This is a genomic window from Corynebacterium sp. TAE3-ERU2, assembly GCF_019209955.1.
Lineage (GTDB): Bacteria > Actinomycetota > Actinomycetes > Mycobacteriales > Mycobacteriaceae > Corynebacterium > Corynebacterium megadyptis.
On record NZ_JAHUTL010000005.1, the window covers coordinates 130,982 to 150,709 of the forward strand.

The 19,728-nt window shown below is 63.2% G+C and carries 18 protein-coding genes; 9 read left to right on the plus strand and 9 right to left on the minus strand.

What is annotated here, in order from left to right; genetic code table 11:
* Positions 1 to 65: 65 nt before the first annotated feature.
* The 3 genes from KRX12_RS08310 (at position 66) to KRX12_RS08320 (ending at position 2,603) form a co-directional block, all read left to right on the plus strand.
* Positions 66 to 818 carry a glutamine amidotransferase gene (locus KRX12_RS08310; protein ID WP_218366325.1) on the plus strand — a complete coding sequence of 251 codons (753 nt, stop codon included), beginning with the start codon at positions 66 to 68 and terminating at the stop codon, positions 816 to 818.
* Positions 819 to 910: 92 nt separating this feature from the next.
* Entirely contained in the window at positions 911 to 1,180 is a 270-nt protein-coding gene (locus KRX12_RS08315; RefSeq protein WP_218363274.1) for an ACT domain-containing protein, read from the plus strand.
* 49 nt (positions 1,181 to 1,229) lie between these two features.
* Complete coding sequence (locus KRX12_RS08320; protein WP_218366326.1) at positions 1,230 to 2,603, plus strand: PFL family protein; 1,374 nt, start codon at positions 1,230 to 1,232, stop codon at positions 2,601 to 2,603.
* Between the two features lie 47 nt (positions 2,604 to 2,650).
* Here KRX12_RS08320 and KRX12_RS08325 read toward each other — a convergent pair whose 3' ends face one another.
* Entirely contained in the window at positions 2,651 to 4,282 is a 1,632-nt protein-coding gene (locus KRX12_RS08325; RefSeq protein ID WP_218366327.1) for an ABC-F family ATP-binding cassette domain-containing protein, read from the minus strand.
* Positions 4,283 to 4,437: 155 nt separating this feature from the next.
* Here KRX12_RS08325 and KRX12_RS08330 point away from each other — a divergent pair, with 155 nt between their 5' ends.
* Positions 4,438 to 5,610 carry a lycopene cyclase family protein gene (locus tag KRX12_RS08330; protein WP_218366328.1) on the plus strand — a complete coding sequence of 391 codons (1,173 nt, stop codon included), beginning with the start codon at positions 4,438 to 4,440 and terminating at the stop codon, positions 5,608 to 5,610.
* Between the two features lie 41 nt (positions 5,611 to 5,651).
* Here the strand turns inward: KRX12_RS08330 and KRX12_RS08335 are convergent, their stop codons facing one another.
* The 7 genes from KRX12_RS08335 to KRX12_RS08365 all read right to left on the minus strand — a co-directional run bounded on the left by KRX12_RS08335 (position 5,652) and on the right by KRX12_RS08365 (position 12,321).
* Positions 5,652 to 6,068 (minus strand): metal-sulfur cluster assembly factor, encoded by a 417-nt coding sequence (locus KRX12_RS08335; protein ID WP_218363278.1) that lies wholly within the window; start codon positions 6,066 to 6,068, stop codon positions 5,652 to 5,654.
* 50 nt (positions 6,069 to 6,118) lie between these two features.
* A complete protein-coding gene (gene sufU, locus KRX12_RS08340) occupies positions 6,119 to 6,571 on the minus strand; it encodes a Fe-S cluster assembly sulfur transfer protein SufU (RefSeq protein ID WP_218366329.1) in 453 nt (150 codons plus the stop codon).
* Between the two features lie 149 nt (positions 6,572 to 6,720).
* Entirely contained in the window at positions 6,721 to 7,980 is a 1,260-nt protein-coding gene (locus KRX12_RS08345) for a cysteine desulfurase (protein ID WP_218366330.1), read from the minus strand.
* A gap of 67 nt (positions 7,981 to 8,047) precedes the next feature.
* On the minus strand, positions 8,048 to 8,806 hold the full coding sequence (sufC, locus tag KRX12_RS08350) for a Fe-S cluster assembly ATPase SufC (RefSeq protein ID WP_218363281.1): 759 nt from the start codon (positions 8,804 to 8,806) through the stop codon (positions 8,048 to 8,050).
* A 97-nt stretch (positions 8,807 to 8,903) separates the two neighbouring features.
* Entirely contained in the window at positions 8,904 to 10,100 is a 1,197-nt protein-coding gene (gene sufD, locus KRX12_RS08355) for a Fe-S cluster assembly protein SufD (protein ID WP_218366331.1), read from the minus strand.
* A 5-nt stretch (positions 10,101 to 10,105) separates the two neighbouring features.
* On the minus strand, positions 10,106 to 11,539 hold the full coding sequence (sufB, locus tag KRX12_RS08360) for a Fe-S cluster assembly protein SufB (protein ID WP_218366332.1): 1,434 nt from the start codon (positions 11,537 to 11,539) through the stop codon (positions 10,106 to 10,108).
* A gap of 2 nt (positions 11,540 to 11,541) precedes the next feature.
* The gene (locus KRX12_RS08365) at positions 11,542 to 12,321 is read right to left on the minus strand and encodes a helix-turn-helix transcriptional regulator (protein WP_370625114.1); all 780 of its coding nucleotides are present in this window, start codon (positions 12,319 to 12,321) and stop codon (positions 11,542 to 11,544) included.
* A 156-nt stretch (positions 12,322 to 12,477) separates the two neighbouring features.
* Between KRX12_RS08365 and mptB the strand changes: the two genes are divergently transcribed.
* The 5 genes from mptB to KRX12_RS08390 all read left to right on the plus strand — a co-directional run bounded on the left by mptB (position 12,478) and on the right by KRX12_RS08390 (position 18,304).
* On the plus strand, positions 12,478 to 14,229 hold the full coding sequence (gene mptB / locus KRX12_RS08370; RefSeq protein WP_218366333.1) for a polyprenol phosphomannose-dependent alpha 1,6 mannosyltransferase MptB: 1,752 nt from the start codon (positions 12,478 to 12,480) through the stop codon (positions 14,227 to 14,229).
* Between the two features lie 81 nt (positions 14,230 to 14,310).
* A complete protein-coding gene (locus tag KRX12_RS08375) occupies positions 14,311 to 15,261 on the plus strand; it encodes an ABC transporter ATP-binding protein (protein WP_218366334.1) in 951 nt (316 codons plus the stop codon).
* Between the two features lie 60 nt (positions 15,262 to 15,321).
* Positions 15,322 to 16,092, plus strand: coding sequence for an ABC transporter permease (locus KRX12_RS08380; protein ID WP_218363286.1), 771 nt, complete (start codon positions 15,322 to 15,324; stop codon positions 16,090 to 16,092).
* A 130-nt stretch (positions 16,093 to 16,222) separates the two neighbouring features.
* Positions 16,223 to 17,212: a heme A synthase gene (locus tag KRX12_RS08385; protein ID WP_218366397.1), complete on the plus strand. Its 990-nt coding sequence runs from the start codon at positions 16,223 to 16,225 to the stop codon at positions 17,210 to 17,212.
* A gap of 132 nt (positions 17,213 to 17,344) precedes the next feature.
* Positions 17,345 to 18,304 (plus strand): quinone oxidoreductase, encoded by a 960-nt coding sequence (locus KRX12_RS08390; RefSeq protein ID WP_218363654.1) that lies wholly within the window; start codon positions 17,345 to 17,347, stop codon positions 18,302 to 18,304.
* A gap of 108 nt (positions 18,305 to 18,412) precedes the next feature.
* Here KRX12_RS08390 and KRX12_RS08395 read toward each other — a convergent pair whose 3' ends face one another.
* The gene (locus KRX12_RS08395) at positions 18,413 to 19,345 is read right to left on the minus strand and encodes a heme o synthase (RefSeq protein ID WP_218363287.1); all 933 of its coding nucleotides are present in this window, start codon (positions 19,343 to 19,345) and stop codon (positions 18,413 to 18,415) included.
* Positions 19,346 to 19,728 lie beyond the last annotated feature (383 nt).

Genomic DNA, 19,728 nt, shown 5'->3' on the forward strand with positions numbered 1-19,728 from the left:
GTAATGAACGCTCGGACACAGCATGTATTGACAAAATAGACCAAGCGGTATGTACACTGTCTGCCATGCGTACTTTCTTGGTGGTTTCCCCTCGTCTGGGCCATGCGGTGGCCCGCGCAGAATTCGACGACTTCCTCAACACTGCAGGACTCGACGCCACCGAGATGGAGCACTACATGCTCGACTCCCCCACAGCGCAGCTGCCGGATCTCCGCCGCTACGCCGGGGTGTTCATCGGCGGCAGCCCCTTCAACGTGACCAATGAGCACTACAGCGAGCACCAATTGGCCGTCCATGAGCAATTGGATGCCATCCTGCACTCCCCCGTGCCGAGCCTTTTCGTCTGCTTCGGTACCGGCTTTAGCCAAGCCGTCCGTGGCGGCGAGGTCGGAAATACCCATCCCGAGGTAGCTGGGCTGACCACGGTGACGCTGAGCGATGCCGCCGCCAGCGATCCCTTAACCGCCGGGATGCCCACGACCTTCCGCGCCATGACCGGCCATAAAGAAAACGTCGTGACGCCCGCACCGGGTTCCACGGTTCTCGCCACGGGCCCCGGCGGGTTCGCGCACATGCTCCGCACCCACGAGCATTCCTGGGCCACCCAGTTCCACCCCGAGATGAATGCCGCGGGCATGAAGCGTCGCATGAGCTTCTATATGAACGACGGCTACTTTGCCCAGGACGATTATGAGCGCATCTGCGCGGAACTCGATGCCGCCGATGTCAGCCCCGCCCACACAATCGTGCACAACTTCATCGCCTTCGCCCGTGACTATGTTCCGCAGTCGCCGGCGCTGCGCGCACCCGCGCTCTAGGCGCTGGCCGCGGGCGCGGTGCTGGGCGGCGAGGTGGCGTCGATAAGCATCCGCTAGCCGAGGGTGTCTGGGTGGTGTGGTCTAATAAGACCATGATCGCAATCATGACAGTCACCGGTTTGGACCACACCGGCATCATTGCTGCCGTCTCCACCAAGTGTGCAGAGCTGGATGTGAACATCCTCAACGTCTCTCAGACCATCATGGATAAGTACTTCACCATGATTCTGCACTGCGAATTCGACGATTCCGTCCGTGGCATCTCCGATGTGCAGAACGCCATGAAGGAAGTGGAGGCCGCCGAGAAGCTGGAAATCCGCGTCCAATCGGAGGCCATTTTCTCCGCCATGCACAGCATTTAGCGGGAGCCCCTCCGCGAGTAGTCGATACCACATCCGAGAGAGAAGACACATGGATTCCCGCTACCGTCAGGGCAATAGCCTTGACATTCTTGAAACCATTGAGATGATCGAACGCTACCGCCTGGATATCCGGACGGTAACAATGGGCATCAACCTCATGGGATGCATTCGTTCCACCATGAGCGCCACCGCCGAGGCGGTCTATGAGCGCGTGGTCTCCGCCGCCGAGAATCTCGTTCCGGTGTGCCAAGAGATCGAACGCGAGCTCGGCATCCCAATCGTGAATAAGCGCATCTCCATCACCCCCGTGGGCGTATTGGCCTCTGCCGTAGACGGCAACCCCGTGGAGATCGCCCGCGCCCTCGACCGGGCGGCCGCCGAAGTGGGAGTGAACTTTATCGGCGGCTATTCCGCCCTGGTAGATAAGGGCGCTACCCCCGGAGAGAAACGGCTCATCGCCTCCCTTCCCGAGGCGCTCAGCACCACCGATGTGGTCTGTGGCTCGGTGAATGTGGCAAGCTCCCGCGCCGGAATCAACATGGATGCCGTGGCCACGCTGGGCCACATCATCAAGGAGTGCGCGGAGAATACCGCGGATCGCTCGGCCATCGCCTGCGCCAAGCTGGTCGTGTTTGCCAACTCGGTCTCAGATAACCCCTTCATGGCCGGGGCCTATCACGGCCTCGAGGAGCAGGACGTGGTGATCAACGTCGGCGTCTCCGGCCCCGGAGTGGTCGATCGCGCCGTCGGCAGCCTCGCCGGCGCCTCGCTGAACCAGGTGGCCGAAGAGATTAAGCGCGCCGCATTCAAAATCACCCGCACCGGCCAGCTGGTGGGCGTGATGGCCGCCGAGCGACTCGGAGTGGACTTCGGCATCGTGGACCTCTCCCTCGCCCCCACCGCCGAATTGGGCGACTCGGTGGCGCACATTCTCGAGCACATGGGCCTCGACCAAGTAGGCACCCATGGCACCACCGCGGCGCTCGCCCTGCTCAACGATGCCGTGAAGAAGGGCGGGCTCATGGCCTGCTCCCGCGTCGGCGGGCTATCTGGCTCCTTCATCCCCGTCTCCGAGGACAAGGGCATGATCGATGCGGTGCGCTCGGGCGCGATCAGCATCGACAAGCTGGAGGCCATGACCGCCATCTGCTCGGTGGGCTTCGACATGATCGCCATTCCCGGCGACACCCCGGCCTCGACCATCTCCGGTCTCATCGCCGACGAGGCGGCCATTGGCGTGATGAACCATAAGACCACCGCCGTGCGCGTGATCCCGGTACCGGGCGCGCAGGTCGGCGATGAGGTGGACTTCGGCGGGCTTCTGGGCTACGCGCCCGTCATGCCCGTGAATACCGTGGGCAATCAGGCCTTCATCGACCGCGGCGGCTTCATCCCCGCGCCCGTGCACGGTTTCCGCAACTAGGCACCGGCGCCGCGGGGCGCCTCGCGGCGGCACGCTGCGCTGTTGCCTTAGGCGAGCTCCACAATCTCGAGATAGGACTCGTTCCACAGATCCTCGGTGCCATCGGGTAGCACGATCACGCGCTCGGGCTCGAGGGCTTCCACCGCGCCCGGATCGTGGGTGACGAGCACCACCGCTCCGGTGTAGGTGCGCAAAGCATCGAGCACCTGCTCGCGGGATTGCGGGTCGAGGTTATTGGTGGGCTCGTCCAGCAGCAGCACATTGGCGCGCGAACTCACCAGCGTGGCCAAGGCCAGGCGGGTTTTCTCACCACCAGAGAGGGTGCCGGCGCGCTGCTCGAGCTGATCGCCGGAGAACATGAACGCACCGAGAAGACCACGCAGGTCCTGCTCATTGGCATCGGGGCAGGCGTTGATGGCGTTCTCCCATACGCTCGCCTCGGTATCGATGGTGTCGTGCTCCTGGGCAAAATAGCCGATCTTTAGGCCATGACCGCTGACGATGCCGCCTTCGCCATCGGTGCGTTCCACCCCGGCGAGCAGTTTGAGCAGCGTCGTCTTGCCGGCACCATTGAACCCGAGCACCACTACGCGCGAGCCCTTATCAATGGCCAGATCCACCCCAGCGAAGACCTCGAGGGAGCCATACATTTTGGTCAGGCCCTGCGCGTTGAGCGGTGTCTTGCCGCAGGGTGCTGGGGTGGGGAAAGAAATGGAGGCCACACGGTCGCTCACGCGCACCTCGTCGAGGGAGTCCACCATTTTCTCCGCGCGGGCGGCCATCTGCTTGGCGGCCTTCGCCTTGGTGGCCTTCGCGCCCAGCTTCGCCGCCTGCTGTTTGAGGGCGGCGGCCTTCTTCTCCGCATTGGCGTGCTCGCGCCGGCGGCGCGCCTCGTCCGTGGCACGGGCGTCTAGGTACTTCTTCCAGCCCATGTTGTAGACATCGGCTTCGCCGCGCACCGCGTCCAAGAACCACACCTTGTTACACACGGCCTCGAGGAGCTCGACGTCGTGGGAAATCATGATCAGCCCACCCTCGTGCTTGGAGAGGAACTCCCGCAGCCAGGTAATCGAGTCCGCGTCGAGGTGGTTGGTGGGCTCATCGAGCAGCAGCGTGGTCGCCGAGCGCCCCGAGCCGGCGGTGGCCGCGAAAAGGATTTGCGCCAGCTCGACACGGCGACGCTGCCCACCGGAGAGCGTTTTCAGTTGCTGCTCTAAGACGCGCTCCTCGAGGCCGAGCGCATGGCAGATGCGGGCAGCTTCGCTATCGGCCTCATAGCCGCCGAGAGAGTGATAGCGTTCCTCCAGCCGAGCATATTTGCCGATCGCGGCATCCCGCTTGGCATCAGAGAGCGTGGATTCCATGATCTCTTGCTGCTTATCCATACTGCGCCGGATCTGATCCAGCCCCCGAGCAGACAGCACGCGATCCCGGGCGGTCTGCTCGATATCGCCCTCCTTGGAATCCTGGGGCAGATAACCGATCTCGCCGCTGCGGGTAACGCTACCGCCATAGGGCTCGCCCTCCCCCGCGAGGATGCGCATGGTGGTGGTTTTTCCTGCGCCATTGCGCCCCACCAAACCGATACGATCACCGGGCTGCACGCGCAGCTGCTGCCCCGGTGCGTTGAGCAGGGTGCGGGCGCCAACTCGGACTTCAAGATCATTGGTTACAATCACAAACAGCCAAGATAGCAGGTGCACCTTGGCATCGATGCGGCGAGGCGGCGCGAACGGCACGGGGTGGCACATGACTCGGGGCCACGGCCATCACCGAGCCTGCGTGCTCCCACCCATCGGCGGCGGCGAACACCGACAACAACCGGAAGGTAAGCGTGCGCATAGCGATACTCGGACTAGGGCCGGCCGGGGCGATGGTGGCGCTGCGCGCCGCAGCCCGCGGCTGGGAGATCGACGCCTATGACCCGAACGGACTGCGGCAGTGGAACGCCACCTATGGCCTGATCGATCATCAGCTGCCCACCTGGCTGGAGCCGCTACTCGGGCCGCCGACTCCCATGCAGGCCAGCGGCAGGAGCGCTCAATTGCAGCCGCTGCCCTTCTGCTATCGCATGCTGGACAATGCCGCGGTGCACGAGGCCGTAGAGCGGCTGTGCCGGGCAGATCGGCTCCGAGTTCACCCCGAGGCTGTTCATAGCGCCGCCGATGTGAGCGCCGATGCGATCATCGATTGCCGTGGCGCCAACCCGCAGCGGGCGCTCTGGCAGGTCGCCGTCGGCCGGCTGCTGCCCGCGGCCCCGCCGCAGGATACGCCGGTATTCATGGATTGGCGGCAGCCCACGACCCAGCAGCAGCTGCCGCCGAGTTTCCTCTACACCCAGCGGGTGCAGGGGCAGTGGCTGTGGGAGGAAACCATCCTCGCCACCGATATCGATTGCACTGATGCCGCTTCACGACGCCATCTCCTCGCTCTTCTCCGCGAGCGGCTCGACACCCGCCTAGCGGACCATTTCGCGGATCCAGGCGCAGGCGCAGCCGCGCAGGAGGATGAGGAGATCGTGTTCATCCCGATGGGCACCTATGGCCGGCCGCTGTCCGGTGCTTGGGCGTGCGGGGCGCGAGCTGGGGCGATTAATCCCGCCACTGGCTATTCGGTGGCTGACACCGCACGCAGCGTCGATCCCCTGCTGGATCGGCTCGCCGCGGCCGAGCGCTCTGTTTTTCCGGCTCTGCGTATGCCGCAGCCACGGCGCTGGCTGGCTCATCTGCTGCGCAATATCGGCGCCCAGTTGATTACCCAGGCCTCTGGCCCGCAGCTGCAGGACTTCTTCGGCTGTTTCTTCGCCTTGCCTGCGGCGGATCAGCTGGCGTATGTCACCGGCGAGGATGCGTGGGCGGTAGCGCGCACCATGGTCCGGCTGCAGAGCCGCATCAGCCTGCGCCACCCCTTTCTGCGCCCGCTGTGGCGGCGGCCGTGGGCGATTGTGCTTCCCGCGCTGCTGCGTAGTAGCACAAAGCGCCGCCGTATCGCCGCGGGTGTGCGGTGAGATACGACGGCGCCGTGGCTGTAGGCGACGGTGGCTCGCGCTTAGACGGAGAAGCCGAGCGCGCGTAGCTGCTCGCGGCCTTCCTCGTTGATCATCTGCGGGCCCCAGGCGGGCATCCATACCCAGTTGATCTGGAGTTCGCTGATTTCGCCCTCGAGGTTCGTGAGCACGGCGGTATTGGCCTGCTCTTCGATGACCCCCTGCAGGGGGCAGGCGGGAGAGGTCAGCGTCATGTTCACCATGGCGGTGCTCTCCCCTTCGATCCAGATGTCATAGACCAAGCCGAGATCAACAACGTTGATGCCGAGCTCGGGGTCGATCACATCCATGAGGTATTCCTCTACTTTGCCGGCGAGCGCTAGCTGCTCAGGGGTGCGCTCGGCGGGTGGTTGCGGCTGCTCGGCGGCCGCGTCGATGGTGGTGTCCTCGGTCTCGGGCGTGGTGTGTTCTTCAGACATGCGTCCTCGCTTTGGTGTGGGTAGCTGCTCGGGCTGGCGGTGGTGTGGCTCTAGGCGGCGGGGTCGGCGCCGGCATCATACGTGGCGGCCTCGAAGGCTTTCCAGCCCAGAAGAGCGCACTTCACGCGGGCTGGGTATTTCGAGACGCCGGCAAAGGCGATGCCATCGCCAATGATCTCGTCATCGCCCTCGATGGTGCCGCGGGAGGTGACCATCTTCTCGAACTCGGCGAGAATCGCGAAGGCCTGCTCCACGGACTTGCCCACGATCTCCTCTGCCATCACCGAGGTGGAGGCCTGGCTAATCGAGCAGCCGATGGCCTCATAGGAGACGTCCTCCACGGTGGACTTGTCCTCGGACAGTCGCACGCGCAGGGTGAGCTCATCGCCGCAGGAGGTATTCACATGATGCACTTCCGCGTTGAAGGGTTCGCGCAGCCCTGCGTGTTGGGGGTTTTTATAGTGATCCAAGATCACTTCTTGATACATGTTTTCCAGCTTCATCAGCCTGGACTAGCCCTTCTGCAATACAAAGTCGGATTTTCGCACGGGGTATTCCGCGGTGCAGGCGTGCACACGCCCGCCTCAAGCTATCAACCTATCTCCCCGATCTTAGCGGCTTGGGGAAATGGTGGCCGTGGCCGCCTGTGCTATCAGCGGCTCAGGCCAAAGAACGAGCGGGCGGCCGTGATGGCCTCAACGAGGGCGTCAATCTCCGATTTCTCGTTGTAAAGGTAGAAGCTCGCCCGCGCGGTGGCTTGGACACCCAAGGTGGTGTGCGCCGGCCAGGCGCAGTGGTGGCCCACCCGGATGCACACGCCGTGATCGTCGACGACCTGCCCCAGATCGTGCGGATGAATGCCCTCCACCACGAAGCTCACGGCACTACCCCGATTCTCGGCGGTGGTGGGGCCAATGATGCGCAGCCCCTCGATCTGCTGCAGCTGCTCCAAGGCATAGGCGGTGAGTTCGTGCTCGTGGGCGGCAATCGCCTCCATCCCCACCTCTTCGAGATAGGCCACCGCAGCGCCGAGCCCCACGACTTGGCTCGTCATCTGGGTGCCGGCCTCATAGCGTTGCGGCGCCACCGTATAGGTGGAGCCGTCCATGTTCACCTTCTCGATCATGGAGCCGCCGGTGAGGAAGGGCGGAAGGCAATCCAGCAGTTCTTGGCGGCCATAGAGTACACCCACTCCCGTGGGGCCGAGCATCTTGTGCCCGGAAAAGGCGGCGAAGTCCACCCCCAGCTGATGCAGATCGACGGGCATATGCGGCACCGACTGGCAGGCATCGAGCACGAAGAGTGCCCCTACCTCGTGGGCGCGGCGCACGGCTTCCTCGACATCGAGCACGGCTCCGGTCACATTGGACTGGTGGGTCAGTGCCACCACCTTGGTGCGGGGGCTGAGCTCGAGGGAATCGAGGTCGATACGACCATCTTCGGTGCTGCTGTACCAGCGAAGGGTGGCGCCTGTACGTCGCGCCAGCTCCTGCCAGGGCACGAGATTGGCGTGGTGTTCCAGCTCGGAGACCACGATCTCATCCTCTGCGCCCACGGCGTAGCCGCCGGAGCGATCATCGCCGAGAATATAGGCGACCTCGTTGAGGGCCTCGGTGGCATTTTTGGTGAAGGCGATCTCCCCTACCGATGCGCCCACGAAGCCAGCGATACGCTCGCGGGCCTGCTCGTAGTCATCGGTGGCTTCCTCAGCCAGCTGATAGGCCCCGCGGTGCACGGGGGCATTGTGGTGGAAGAGGAAGTCTCGCTCCGCATCCACTACCTGACGAGGGCGCTGGGCGGTGGCGCCAGAATCCAGATAGATCAGCGGGCGCTCTTCGCGCACCGTGCGGCTCAGGATCGGGAAATCCGTGCGAATCCGCGCGGTATCGACAGGGCTCTGCCGTTCTGCCATGGGTGATTCTCCTCTAGGGGTGTCTCGGTCGAGGTGATCGCAGCGGCGGCGACTACTCGCTGGGCTACTACTTAATGAACTTCTCGTAGCCTTCTGCCTCGAGCTGCTGGGCGAGCTCGGGGCCGCCGGACTCCACCACGCGACCAGCGGCGAAGACGTGCACGTAATCGGGCTTCACGTAGTTGAGGATGCGCTGGTAGTGGGTGATCATCAGCACGCCACCGTTCTCGCGCTCCTTATAGCGGTTAATGCCCTCGGAGACGATGCGCAGAGCGTCGACGTCCAGACCGGAGTCGGTCTCGTCCAGCACAGCGAACTTCGGCTTCAAAAGGCCGAGCTGCAGCACCTCGTGGCGCTTCTTCTCGCCACCGGAGAAGCCTTCGTTCACCGAACGCTCGGCGAAGGCCGGGTCGATGTCGAGCTCATTCATTGCGGTGCGGGCTTCCTTCACCCAATCGCGAATCTTCGGGGCCTCGCCGCGCACGGAGGTGGCGGCGCTGCGCAGGAAGTTCGCCATCGAGACGCCGGGTACCTCGGTCGGGTACTGCATGGCGAGGAAGAGTCCGGCGCGAGCGCGCTCGTCGACGTCCATCTCCAGCAGGTTCTCGCCGTCGAGAAGCACCTCGCCCTCGGTGATCTCATAACGGGGGTGGCCGGCGATCGCATACGACAGGGTGGACTTGCCGGAGCCATTGGGGCCCATGATGGCGTGGGTTTCACCGGACTTAATGGTGAGGTTCACGCCGTGCAGGATCATCTTCGGCTTCTCGTTTTCGTCGGCCGGCACAACCTGGGCGTGCAGGTTCTTAATCTCAAGAGTGCTCATGAGTGGTATGTATTCCTAACTGTGGTGAATCGGCACCGAGCATAGCGGCGCCTTGTCGCAATGGTGTGGCAGGGGCGGTGGTGTAGCGCACGATGCGCTAGAGCACCGTGGCGGTCAGTTCCTGCTCCACCATCTTTTCCAGGTTGTCGCGGATCTCCTGCAGCGGGATCCGCTTGATCACGTCGGTGAAGAAGCCGCGCACGATCAGCATTTTGGCCTCGGACTCGGGGATACCGCGGGACTGCAGGTAGAACATGTGCTCATCGTCGAAGCGGCCGACGGTGGCGGCGTGGCCGGCACCGACGATTTCTCCGGTCTGAATTTCCAGGTTCGGCACCGCATCGGCGCGGGCACCCTGGGTGAGCAGCAGGTTATTGTTTTTCTCGTAGGTATCGGTACCGGTGGCCTCGGGGCGGATCAGCACATCGCCGATCCACGCGGTGCGGGCTTCGGAGCGGCTGGACTCACCAGTGGACTGCAGTGCGCCCTTGTAGAGCACATTAGAGCGGCAGTTCTTTATGGAGTGATCCACCAGCAGGCGCTGCTCGAAGTACTGGCCGGAGTCGGCGAAGTAGAGTCCGAGCATCTCGGCGTCACCACCGGGGGCGGTATAGCGCACGTGCGGCACGGCGCGCACCACCTCGCCACCGAAGGCGGCGTAGTAGTGGCGCACGGTGGCGTCGGCTCCCACCAGCAGGTGCGAGTTAGACAGGTGGACGGCGTCATCGTCCCAGTCCTCGAGCACCACAGTGCTCAGTCGGGCATTGTCGCCGATGATGAACTCCACATTGTCGGAGTGGGCGCCACAGCCCTCATAGCGCAGGAACACCACGGCCTCGGCGCTCTCTTCGAGCTCGATCACCAAGGTGCCATAGGAGACGGCATCGGTGCCTGGGCCGCTGATGGTAATCACCACGGGCTCGGAGAGAGCGACGTTCTTGGCCACCTTCACGTGGTCGGCTACCTCGGAGTTCTCCCATGCCTGAGCGGCGGCACGATCCACGGGGGCGCCGGCGCGGCCCAGCGAGGGATCGTCCATCGCCAGTTCGCTGACGCTCACGCCCTCAGTCGCGCCCGTGACGGTGATCGCGGCGCGCTGGCCCGCAGCGGCGCTGCCATCGTGCAGCCCGCGGAGTTTGCGCATGGGGGTAAAACGCCAGTCCTCGTCGCGTCCCTTCGGGATTTCGAAATCGGCGGTGGAGAACGATGTGAAGCGATCGCCCTTGGTCTGGTGGCCGGTGCCGGCCCCAACTGGGGTGATAGTTGCTTCGGTTTCAGTGAGGGGAGTTGACATTGTGCTTAACCCACCGATCCTTCCATCTGCAATTCGATCAAGCGGTTGAGCTCGAGGGCGTATTCCATCGGCAGCTCCTTGGCGATCGGCTCCACGAAACCACGCACGATCATGGCCATGGCCTCGTCTTCGGGGATGCCGCGAGACATGAGGTAGAAGAGCTGATCGTCCGACACCTGCGAGACGGTGGCCTCGTGGCCGAGGGTCACGTGGTCATTGCGAATGTCGTTATAGGGATAGGTATCCGAGCGGGAGATGCTATCGACTAGGAGGGCATCGCATTCCACATTGGAGGTGGAGTGATGGGCATCCTTGTTGATCTGCACCAAGCCGCGATAGGCGGCGCGACCGCCGCTGCGGGCCACGGACTTGGAGACGATATTCGAGGAGGTGTAGGGAGCCATGTGGGTCATCTTGGCTCCGGTGTCCTGGAACTGGCCCTCGCCAGCAAAGGCCACAGACAGCACCTCGCCCTTGGCGTGGGGGCCGGTCATCCACACGGCCGGGTACTTCATCGTCACCTTGGAACCGATATTGCCATCGACCCATTCCATGGTGGCGCCCTCTTCACACTTGGTGCGCTTGGTCACCAGGTTGTAGACGTTATTGGACCAGTTCTGGATGGTGGTATAGCGGCAGCGACCACCCTTCTTCACAACGATCTCAACCACGGCGGAGTGCAGGGAATCCGACTTGTAGATCGGGGCGGTACAGCCCTCCACATAGTGCACATAGGCATCCTCGTCCACGATGATGAGGGTGCGCTCGAACTGGCCCATGTTCTCCGTGTTGATTCGGAAATAGGCCTGCAGCGGGATGTCGACGTGGACTCCCTTGGGCACGTAGATGAAGGAGCCACCGGACCAGACGGCGGTGTTCAGCGCGGAGAACTTATTATCGCCAGCCGGAATCACGGAGCCGAAGTACTCCTTGAAGAGCTCGGGGTGCTCCTTCAGGGCGGTATCGGTATCGAGGAAGATCACACCCTGGGCCTCGAGGTCCTCGCGAATCTGGTGGTAGACCACCTCGGACTCGTACTGCGCGGCGACGCCGGCGACGAGGCGCTGCTTTTCGGCCTCGGGGATGCCCAGCTTGTCATAGGTGTTCTTGATGTCCTCGGGCAGGTCATCCCAGGTCTGTGCCTGCTCCTCGGTGGAGCGCACGAAGTACTTGATCTGGTCGAAGTCGATGCCGCTGAGGTCCGCGCCCCACGTGGGCATGGGCTTCTTATCGAAGATGCTGAGCGCCTTGAGGCGGTTGTTCAGCATCCACTCCGGCTCATCTTTCTTAGAGGAGATGTCGCGAACGATGTCCTCGGAGAGGCCGCGCTTGGCGGTGGCGCCAGCCTCATCGGAGTCATGCCAGCCGTAGTTATAGGGGCCAATGGACTCAATGATCTCGTCATCGGAGGACGGAGCAGTGGGTGTTGCTTGAGTCATGTTCAGCTCCTTTCTTCAGGAGTGTGGTCTATGGGTGTTAAGGGAATGTTGGTCGTGCAAATTCCGTGCCCCTCGGTAATGGTCGCCAGTTGTTGCACGTGTTGACCGAGTAGCTCGGAGAGCACCTCATACTCTGCAGCGCACAGCTCCGGATGTTCCGAGGCCACGTGCGAGATGGGGCAATGGTGGTGGCAAATTTGCACGCCCCCACCAGCTTCTTTGACTTCGGATGCGTAGCCATTGGCGTTAAGTGCATCCGCGACCTGTTGGGCTGTTTTATATGTCGAGTCTTCATCGTCCGCCGCAGGGTCCACATGCGCAAGTAGCTGGGCTACACGCTGCCGAGCGAACTGCCGCACGGCCTCGGACCCACCGGTCTCCCGCAGCGCCGTGATAGCGAGCGCAGCGAGAGTGTCGTAGTCGTGCCCAAAGTGGGCCCGGCCTTCGTCGGTGAGCTGGAATGCTTTGGCTGGTCGACCGCGCCCACGCCCGCGAGAGGAGCGAGGCTCCACCGTTTCCGCGAGGGCGTCGTCAACCAAAATATCGAGGTGACGCCGCACACCTGCTGCGGATAGCCCCAAGGCCTTGCCCAATGCGGAGGCCGTCATCGGCCCCTGCTTGAGCAGAGTCATGAGGATGTGCTTGCGGGTATCACCATCCGTTGAGCGAGTTTCGACTTCGCCGCGTTTCTTCTCCTCGCCGCGAGCGGGGCACGGGCGAGCAGCAGACGCCGCCCGTGGCTGCACGGACGGAGTGGTGAGACGGGAAACAGAGTGCGTCATGTGCGCGTTCACCTCCTTAAATTCACTATGATGGACAACTCGTGTCTCATTATAAGACAACACTAGTGTTCCTTAATTAGCCGGGGCCGCGCAAACGCGATCCCCGCCGGATAGCGTGCGCCAAGAATGTCTCGGTGATGTTTTAGACTCATAGCTGTGTCGGACCCCCAACAGCCCCGCCGCCGGCGCGCGGCCGCAGCAGCAGATGATTTCAAGGCGACCCTGCCGCGTCTCGGCCACGCTGGCTCGCGCTCGGCCAGTCTGCACATTGGTGCCGAGTCTGAGGCGGGCGGATCCACCATCGTTCGCGCCGCCACCGGCCATGATCTCCTCCCGGTCTCTAGCTCCCGCGCCCCACGGCGCTTGGATCCACTGCAGCTCGCTCGCTTTGCGACGCTGCGCTGGCTGGGCACCCTCGGGGCACTGATGCTGGCCCTCGGCGGTCTCGGCGCCGGGGCCAAACCGGTATTGGGAGATCCCTATACATCCTTTCCCGGCGGCTCGATCATGGGGCGCATGATCCAAACCTCCTCCATCCTGGTCATCACCGGGGCGGGGTTGATGGTGATCGCGTGGCTACTCATTGCTCCCTTTGTGGGCGCGGATATCGCCCGCCCCCGCCACTCGCGGGTGCTGGTATCGACCTCCATGCTGGCGCGCACCTTCGTGGCATGGGTAGCGCCCATCTTCTTCACCGCTCCCCTATTCACCCAAGACATTTATTCCTATCTGGCGCAGGGGGCGATCGTTGACCGCGGTTTCGATCCCTATAGCGCTGGCCCCGTGGATATCCTCGGCACCGATGATGTACTGGCCCGCTCGGTGCCGTTGATTTGGTCCCACTCCCCCTCGCCCTATGGCCCCGTGGCACTCGGCATCGCCTCCGTGATTGCCAAGATCACCGGCGATTCGATCGCGGCCGGGGTATTTGCCCACCGCATCGTCAGCTTGGTGGGCATGCTTCTCGCGGCGTGGGCGCTCAGCCAGCTTGCCACTCGCTGCGGGGTGTCCGTACAGGCGGCGCTGTGGCTGGGCATTCTCAATCCCTTAGCTATCTTGCACCTGGTGGGCGGGATTCATAATGAGTCGATCCAATTAGGCCTCGTGCTGCTCGGCATGGAATTGGGGCTGCGCGGCATCGACCGGCTCAGCGCCCTCCAGGGACCGGCCTGGCAGGCGTGGGGCTTGGTGGTGGCCAGCGGCGTGCTGATCTCCGGCGCAGGCATGGTGAAAGTCACCGGCTTTATTGGCCTCGGCTTCATCGGCATGGCACTCGCCCGTCATTTCCATCTGCGTGGACGCCACACGAGCATGGCAGTTCTCAGCGCCGGCGCGGTGCAACTCGCCGTCCTCATCGGCTCCGTGGCGGCCGTCACCGCGCTCACGGGTATCCCCACGGGTTGGATTAGTGGCCAAGGCGGTGCAGCCACCATTCGCTCCTGGCTCTCCCTCACCACCGACATCGGGGTGATCGGCGGCTGGATCGGCATGCTGCTCGAACTCGGCGACCACACCGAGGCACTATTGACCATCACCCGCGGTGTGGGCCTGCTGCTGGCCGCCGCCTTTATGGTGCGCATGCTTTTTGCCACCTATCGCGGCACCATTCATCCCATTGGCGGACTGGGCGTGGCCACCTTCATGCTGGTGATCCTCTTTCCGGTGGTGCATCCCTGGTACATGCTCTGGGCAATCCTGCCTCTCGCCGCTTGGGCCAACCGGCGACTCTTCCGCGCCGGGGCAGCCGGCTACTGCGCGTTGTTGAGTTTGTTCATCATGCCGCGCGGGTTGTCTCTTCCCCCCACCACAGTGATCGCCATCTATGTGGGCTCTGCCCTGTTGGGCGTGGTTTTCCTCACCCTGGTCTACGTTTTCCTGCGCCGTCGCGGGATCGTTGGCTGGAACTAAGCGTCGATAAGCGGCACAGGATGCGCGCCACGGTGGGCAGGTTATGCCACGCGGCGGCTGGGTATCATAGACTATCGAGTTGTGAATACTGAGCACAGAGATCGAACGGCGGCCCCAGGTCCCGCCCTCGCGCTTAAAGAGCTAAGCAAATCCTTCGGGGCCACCCGGGCCGTCGCCGCGCTCAGTCTCAGCGTGGATCACGGCGAGGTCGTGGCCCTGCTTGGCCCCAATGGCGCAGGCAAGACCACCACGATCGAGATGTGCGAAGGCTTCCTCACCCCCACCACAGGCAGCATTGAGGTGCTGGGGATCAATCCCACGACTCACCCAGAGCACGTCCGCCGGCGCATCGGCATCATGCTCCAAGGCGGCGGCACCTATCCAGGCATCAAGGTCGGAGAACTGCTCCGGCTGGTGGCCTCCTATTCGGCCCGCCCCCTCGATGTGGACTGGCTCCTGCACACCCTCGGCCTCGAGGGGATCGTCAAGACCAACTACCGGCGGCTCTCTGGCGGCCAACAACAGCGCGTCTCCCTAGCCTGTGCCCTCATCGGGCGCCCCGAACTGGTGTTTTTGGATGAGCCCACCGCAGGAATGGATGCCCAATCCAGGCTGCAAGTATGGGAGATTATCCGCAGCCTCAAAGCGGATGGGGTGACGGTGATCTTGACCACCCACATCATGGACGAAGCGGAGGCGCTCGCGGATCGCGTCGTCATCATCGACCACGGCAGCGTCGTGGCCGAGGGCACCCCCGAAGAGCTCAGCTCCTTGAGTGCGGAGACCGCCGATATCAGTTTTGAGACCAGCGTGGGTATCGATACCGCAGCCTTCTCCGCCGCCGTGGGGGCGAACGTCGTGGAGACCCACCCCCGCAGCTATCGCGTGCAGGCGGCGGCCACCCCGGCACTGATCGAAACGCTCGCCGCCACCGCCCGCGCCCAGGACGTGCTGCTGCGCAGCATATCCACCAACCATCGCACCCTCGAGGATGTTTTCCTTGATCTCACCGGACGCGAGATGCGCTCCTAGAAGCGCGAGCGCCCCACGTTGCATGACGCTGACTTGAAGCAGAGAAAAGAGGAATAACTAGTGACTAGCGCGCAGACCCCCTTCCCCGCGGGCACGTTTCGTGCGGATCCCCAACGGGCCTCCGTGCCGGCCATGGTGTGGGCCCAGGCGGTGATTGAATCCAAGCTCTTCCTGCGCCACGGCGAGCAGCAACTGCTCAGTGTGATCATTCCCATTGCCCTGCTGCTGGGAATAAGCAAGGTCAACGTCTTTGATCTCGACGATCCCATCGCGCTCGCCGTGCCCATTACCTTCGCCATTGCGGCGCTCAGTTCCGGCTTTACCGGTCAGGCCATCGCGGTAGCCTTCGATCGCCGCTACGGGGCGCTGAAACGCATCGGCGCCTCGGGAGTGCCGGCCTGGGCCATCATCGTGGGCAAGATCTGCGCGGTGGTGGTAGTCACTATCGTGCAGGTGGTACTCATCGGCGGCACGGCCCTGCTCCTCGGCTGGCACACCAGCGGCATAGGGGTGGCCTATGCCGCGCTCATGCTCGTCATCGGGTTGTGCGTCACCACCTCGCTCGGCATGCTGCTCGGCGGCACGCTCTCCTCCGAGGCAGTGCTCGCACTCGCCAATCTCATCTGGTTCATTCTCATCGGCATCGCCGGTTTTTCCATGCTCGACCCCGCCGCGGCTGGGCTGTTAAATGCGGTGCCCTCGGTGGCCTTGGCCATCGGCCTCGACCGGGCCTTCAACGGCACTTTCCCCCTCGCGCAGGCACTGATATTGGTGCTGTGGGCAGCAGCGGCCATGTGGGCTGCGAATCGCTGGTTTAAGTTCCACGACTAGAGCCGTGTCACACCTCGCTGTTCTCATGCACGCCTAAGTTTCTTTCAGCCACGTCAGACAATAAAATAGGACAACTGTGAGTACCCACGCATCGACCCCAACGCCGCCGCAACCCGTGCAGAATCGTCGCATGGGTCTGCGCAGCCAGTCGCCCAAAGTATCCACCCAGCGCCTGCTCGCCCTATTCACGCTGATCGCCCAAGGCGGCATCACCGTAACCGGCTCCATTGTGCGCGTCACCGGCTCCGGATTGGGGTGTAATACGTGGCCACAATGTCACGATGGCTCCTTCGTGCCCGTAGCTGGGGCAGCACCGTGGATTCAACAGGCCATCGAGTTCGGCAACCGCCTGCTGACCTTCGTGCTCATCATCTTCGCCGGTATGCTGCTGCTCTCAGTGATCTCCGCTGGGCGCCGCAAGGAGATCATCAACCTCGCATTGGTGCAGGTCCTCGGCATCGTGTTGCAGGCGATTATCGGCGGTATCTCGGTGCTCATCAATCTCCAGTGGTGGTCGGTGGCCCTGCACTTTATCCCCTCCATTCTGCTGGTATTTTTCGCCGGCATACTCTTCGTGCGCGTCCAAGAGCCCGATACCGGCACGATCACCTTCAACTATCCTGCCGCCCTTCGCGGGCTTGCCGCCGGCGCGGCCGTGGCGTTGCTCATCACCGTGATCACCGGCACCATGGTCACCGGCGCTGGAACGCACTCCGGTGACGCGGATATCCGCCCCGAGGATCGCCTGCAGGTAGACATTGTGGAGATCGCCAATCTGCACGCGCACGCGATGTATCTCTATCTCGGCCTCACCATCGGTTTGGCCGTGGCCTTCGTGGCAGTGAAGACCCAGCTGAAGATCGTCAAGCTCGGCTTCTGGTTGGTAGCCATGGTCGTGGTCCAGGGTGCTATCGGCATCATCCAGTACAACTGGTCCATTCCGGCGTGGACCGTGCCGGTGCACGTCGGCATGAGTTCGGTGTGTACCGCGCTGACTGCCGTGGTCTACGCTCATTACGCCCGCCGTCAAGGTTCGGCGCTCGTGACCGGTTCTCCTGCAGGCGACGAAAAACGCACCATCATCCAAGAGGATCGCAGCAACAAGACCGCGAAGAACTAGCGCCCTGTCGAGCGCTCGAACCCCTCTCCCCCAGTACCTCGCTGCTAAACCCGCAGCGCGGTGCTGGGGTTGTTCATTAGTATCGACACTATGACTGCACATACCGCATCGAAGACCACTGTCCCCAGCACCATGCGCGCGATCTGCGTGGAGGAGCCTGGTGGCGTCGAGAAGCTCCAACTACAGGAGGTCAGCGTTCCCGAGCCGAGTGATTCTGAGGTGCTGGTGTCCGTGGATTATGCGGGCGTCAACTATATCGACACCTACTATCGCGAGGGCATTTACCACTCCTCGCTGCCCATGACTATCGGCTTCGAAGGCACCGGCCGGGTGGCCTATGACCCCCAGGGCGAGATCGCCGCTGGCACGCTCGTCGCGTGGTGCGATGGTTTTGGCTCCTATGCGGAATACGCCACCGTGCCCCGGGATCGTCTCGTGGCGGTGCCCCAAGGCATCGAGCCCGAGGTCGCGGCCTCCATGCTGCTGCAGGGCATTACCGCCCACTATCTCACCGATGGCGTCTATCCCTTGAAGCAGGGCGATAGCTGCCTCATCACCGCCGGCGCGGGCGGTGTGGGCCTGATGGCTACCCAGTTCGCGCGGCTGCGCGGGGCCACCGTCTACACCGTCACCTCCTCCGAGGAGAAGGCCGAGCTCTCCTATGAGGCCGGCGCCACCGAGGTTTTCCGCTACTCCGATAACCTTGCCGAGCAGGTACGACGCTTCAATGGCGGGCATGGTGTCGATGTGGTCTATGACGGTGTGGGCCAGGCGACCTTCCACGAATCCCTCGAGGTGGTCAAACCGCGGGGCGTGGTGTGTCTCTTCGGTGCCGCCTCCGGGCCGGTGGAGCCTTTCGACCCGCAGCTGCTCAATACCCACGGATCCATTTATCTCACCCGCCCCTCTATCGGTGCGTGGACCAGCCTCGAGGGCGAATTTACCCGTCGCGCCCAGGCCGTAACCCAAGAGATTATCGACGGCAACCTCAACGTCCGAGTCGGCGGGGTCTATGATCTTGCCGACGCCGCCCAGGCGCATCGCGATCTGCAGAGCCGCGCCACCACCGGCTCGATTGTGCTGAAAATCTAAGACCCGTCGTGCCCTCGGCACACATAACAGCACCCTCGATACCTGCGCTGAACTCTCAGGGATCGAGGGTGCTGCTGTCGCTGGGGACCGGCTGGGCTGGTGCCGCTATTAGAAGAGGATCTGGCCCCAGCCGAAGCCTTCGCCGAGGGTCTGTAACCCCAAGGCGGCGTCGACGGAGAGCGCCACGAATACCACGGCCAAATAGTTATTAGAGATGATAAACAGCCGGTAGGGCTTGGAACGATCACCGGCGGCGGTGAGCCGGTGCACGCGATGGGCTTCCATGATGAACCACACGCCCGCAGCCACAGCTGCTACGGCGTAAATCCAGCCTGTGGCTGGCAAGAGCAGCAGCGTGGTCGCCACGGTGATCCAGGTGTAGACCACGATCTGTTTGGTCACCTGTGTTTCCGTGGCCACCACCGGCAGCATGGGCACGCCCGCGGCCGCATAGTCCTTCTTATACTTCATTCCCAGCGCCCAGGTGTGCGGCGGGGTCCAGAAGAAGATGATGAGGAAGAGCACGATGGCCTGCCACCACTGGGCATTAGCGAGGTTGGGGATGTTATCGGTAATCACCGCCCAGCCCACGAGCACGGGCATACAGCCCGCGGCGCCGCCCCACACAACGTTCATCGGGGTGCGACGCTTCAGCCATTTGGTGTAGACGAAGATATAGAAGGCGATGGTCACCATCACCAACATCGCGGCGGTCAGCGAGCCACACAGCAGCCATAGCCAGAGGAAGCTGGCGACGGTCAGTGCCCAGGCGAAGACGGCGGCGTTGCGGGTAGAGACGCTCGATTTCACCAGCGGCCTCGTGGAAGTTCGGGCCATCACCTGATCGATATCGGCATCAGCCACCATGTTGAAGGTATTGGCGGCGGCCGCGCCCATCCAGCCACCGATGAGGGTGAGCAGGATCAGGACGAGGTCGATGGAGCCGCGATCGGCTTGGAGCATCGCGGGGAAAGTAGCCACGAGGAGAAGCTCGATCACTCTGGGCTTCGTCAGCGCAAAATAAGCCTTGATCGTCTCCAAGAAATCGCCTTCCCACAGGTGTACATCGCTCGTCGCTGGTTATCGCTGTCTGGTGCTTGCCGCGCACCCGTGCACAACGCACGAAACGGCGGCATCGGTGCGTCTACTCTCAGTTCGCTGCATGAAAAATTCCGCAGTCCACCTCGAGAGTAGTCGGTGGCCGGGGCAAAAAAGTTCCCACACGCCGCCCCCTAGTGGTTCGGGAACCGATCTCGCATCGCTTATGCGGACTCGAATTCCGTACCCCGCTTATATGGGGCGGGCCGCTACCGAATAAGTGTGCCGCAACCCACACCACGGGCCGCGGCGGCGGCCACGACAGCCACCAAGGGCCTAATCCTAGCGTGCGCCAGCGCCGAAGGTGAATCACCGCCACACCTTCC

Bases quoted from the DNA above. Each gene is read 5' to 3' on its own strand.
- KRX12_RS08365 (WP_370625114.1), bottom strand. From the start codon at position 12,321: ATGACGCACTCTGTTTCCCGTCTCACCACTCCGTCCGTGCAGCCACGG.
- KRX12_RS08390 (WP_218363654.1), top strand. From the start codon at position 17,345: ATGCGCGCGATCTGCGTGGAGGAGCCTGGTGGCGTCGAGAAGCTCCAA.
- sufB (WP_218366332.1), bottom strand. From the start codon at position 11,539: ATGACTCAAGCAACACCCACTGCTCCGTCCTCCGATGACGAGATCATT.
- sufD (WP_218366331.1), bottom strand. From the start codon at position 10,100: ATGTCAACTCCCCTCACTGAAACCGAAGCAACTATCACCCCAGTTGGG.
- KRX12_RS08335 (WP_218363278.1), bottom strand. From the start codon at position 6,068: ATGTCTGAAGAACACACCACGCCCGAGACCGAGGACACCACCATCGAC.
- KRX12_RS08345 (WP_218366330.1), bottom strand. From the start codon at position 7,980: ATGGCAGAACGGCAGAGCCCTGTCGATACCGCGCGGATTCGCACGGAT.
- sufU (WP_218366329.1), bottom strand. From the start codon at position 6,571: ATGAAGCTGGAAAACATGTATCAAGAAGTGATCTTGGATCACTATAAA.
- sufC (WP_218363281.1), bottom strand. From the start codon at position 8,806: ATGAGCACTCTTGAGATTAAGAACCTGCACGCCCAGGTTGTGCCGGCC.
- KRX12_RS08385 (WP_218366397.1), top strand. From the start codon at position 16,223: ATGGGTCTGCGCAGCCAGTCGCCCAAAGTATCCACCCAGCGCCTGCTC.
- KRX12_RS08310 (WP_218366325.1), top strand. From the start codon at position 66: ATGCGTACTTTCTTGGTGGTTTCCCCTCGTCTGGGCCATGCGGTGGCC.
- KRX12_RS08320 (WP_218366326.1), top strand. From the start codon at position 1,230: ATGGATTCCCGCTACCGTCAGGGCAATAGCCTTGACATTCTTGAAACC.
- KRX12_RS08315 (WP_218363274.1), top strand. From the start codon at position 911: ATGATCGCAATCATGACAGTCACCGGTTTGGACCACACCGGCATCATT.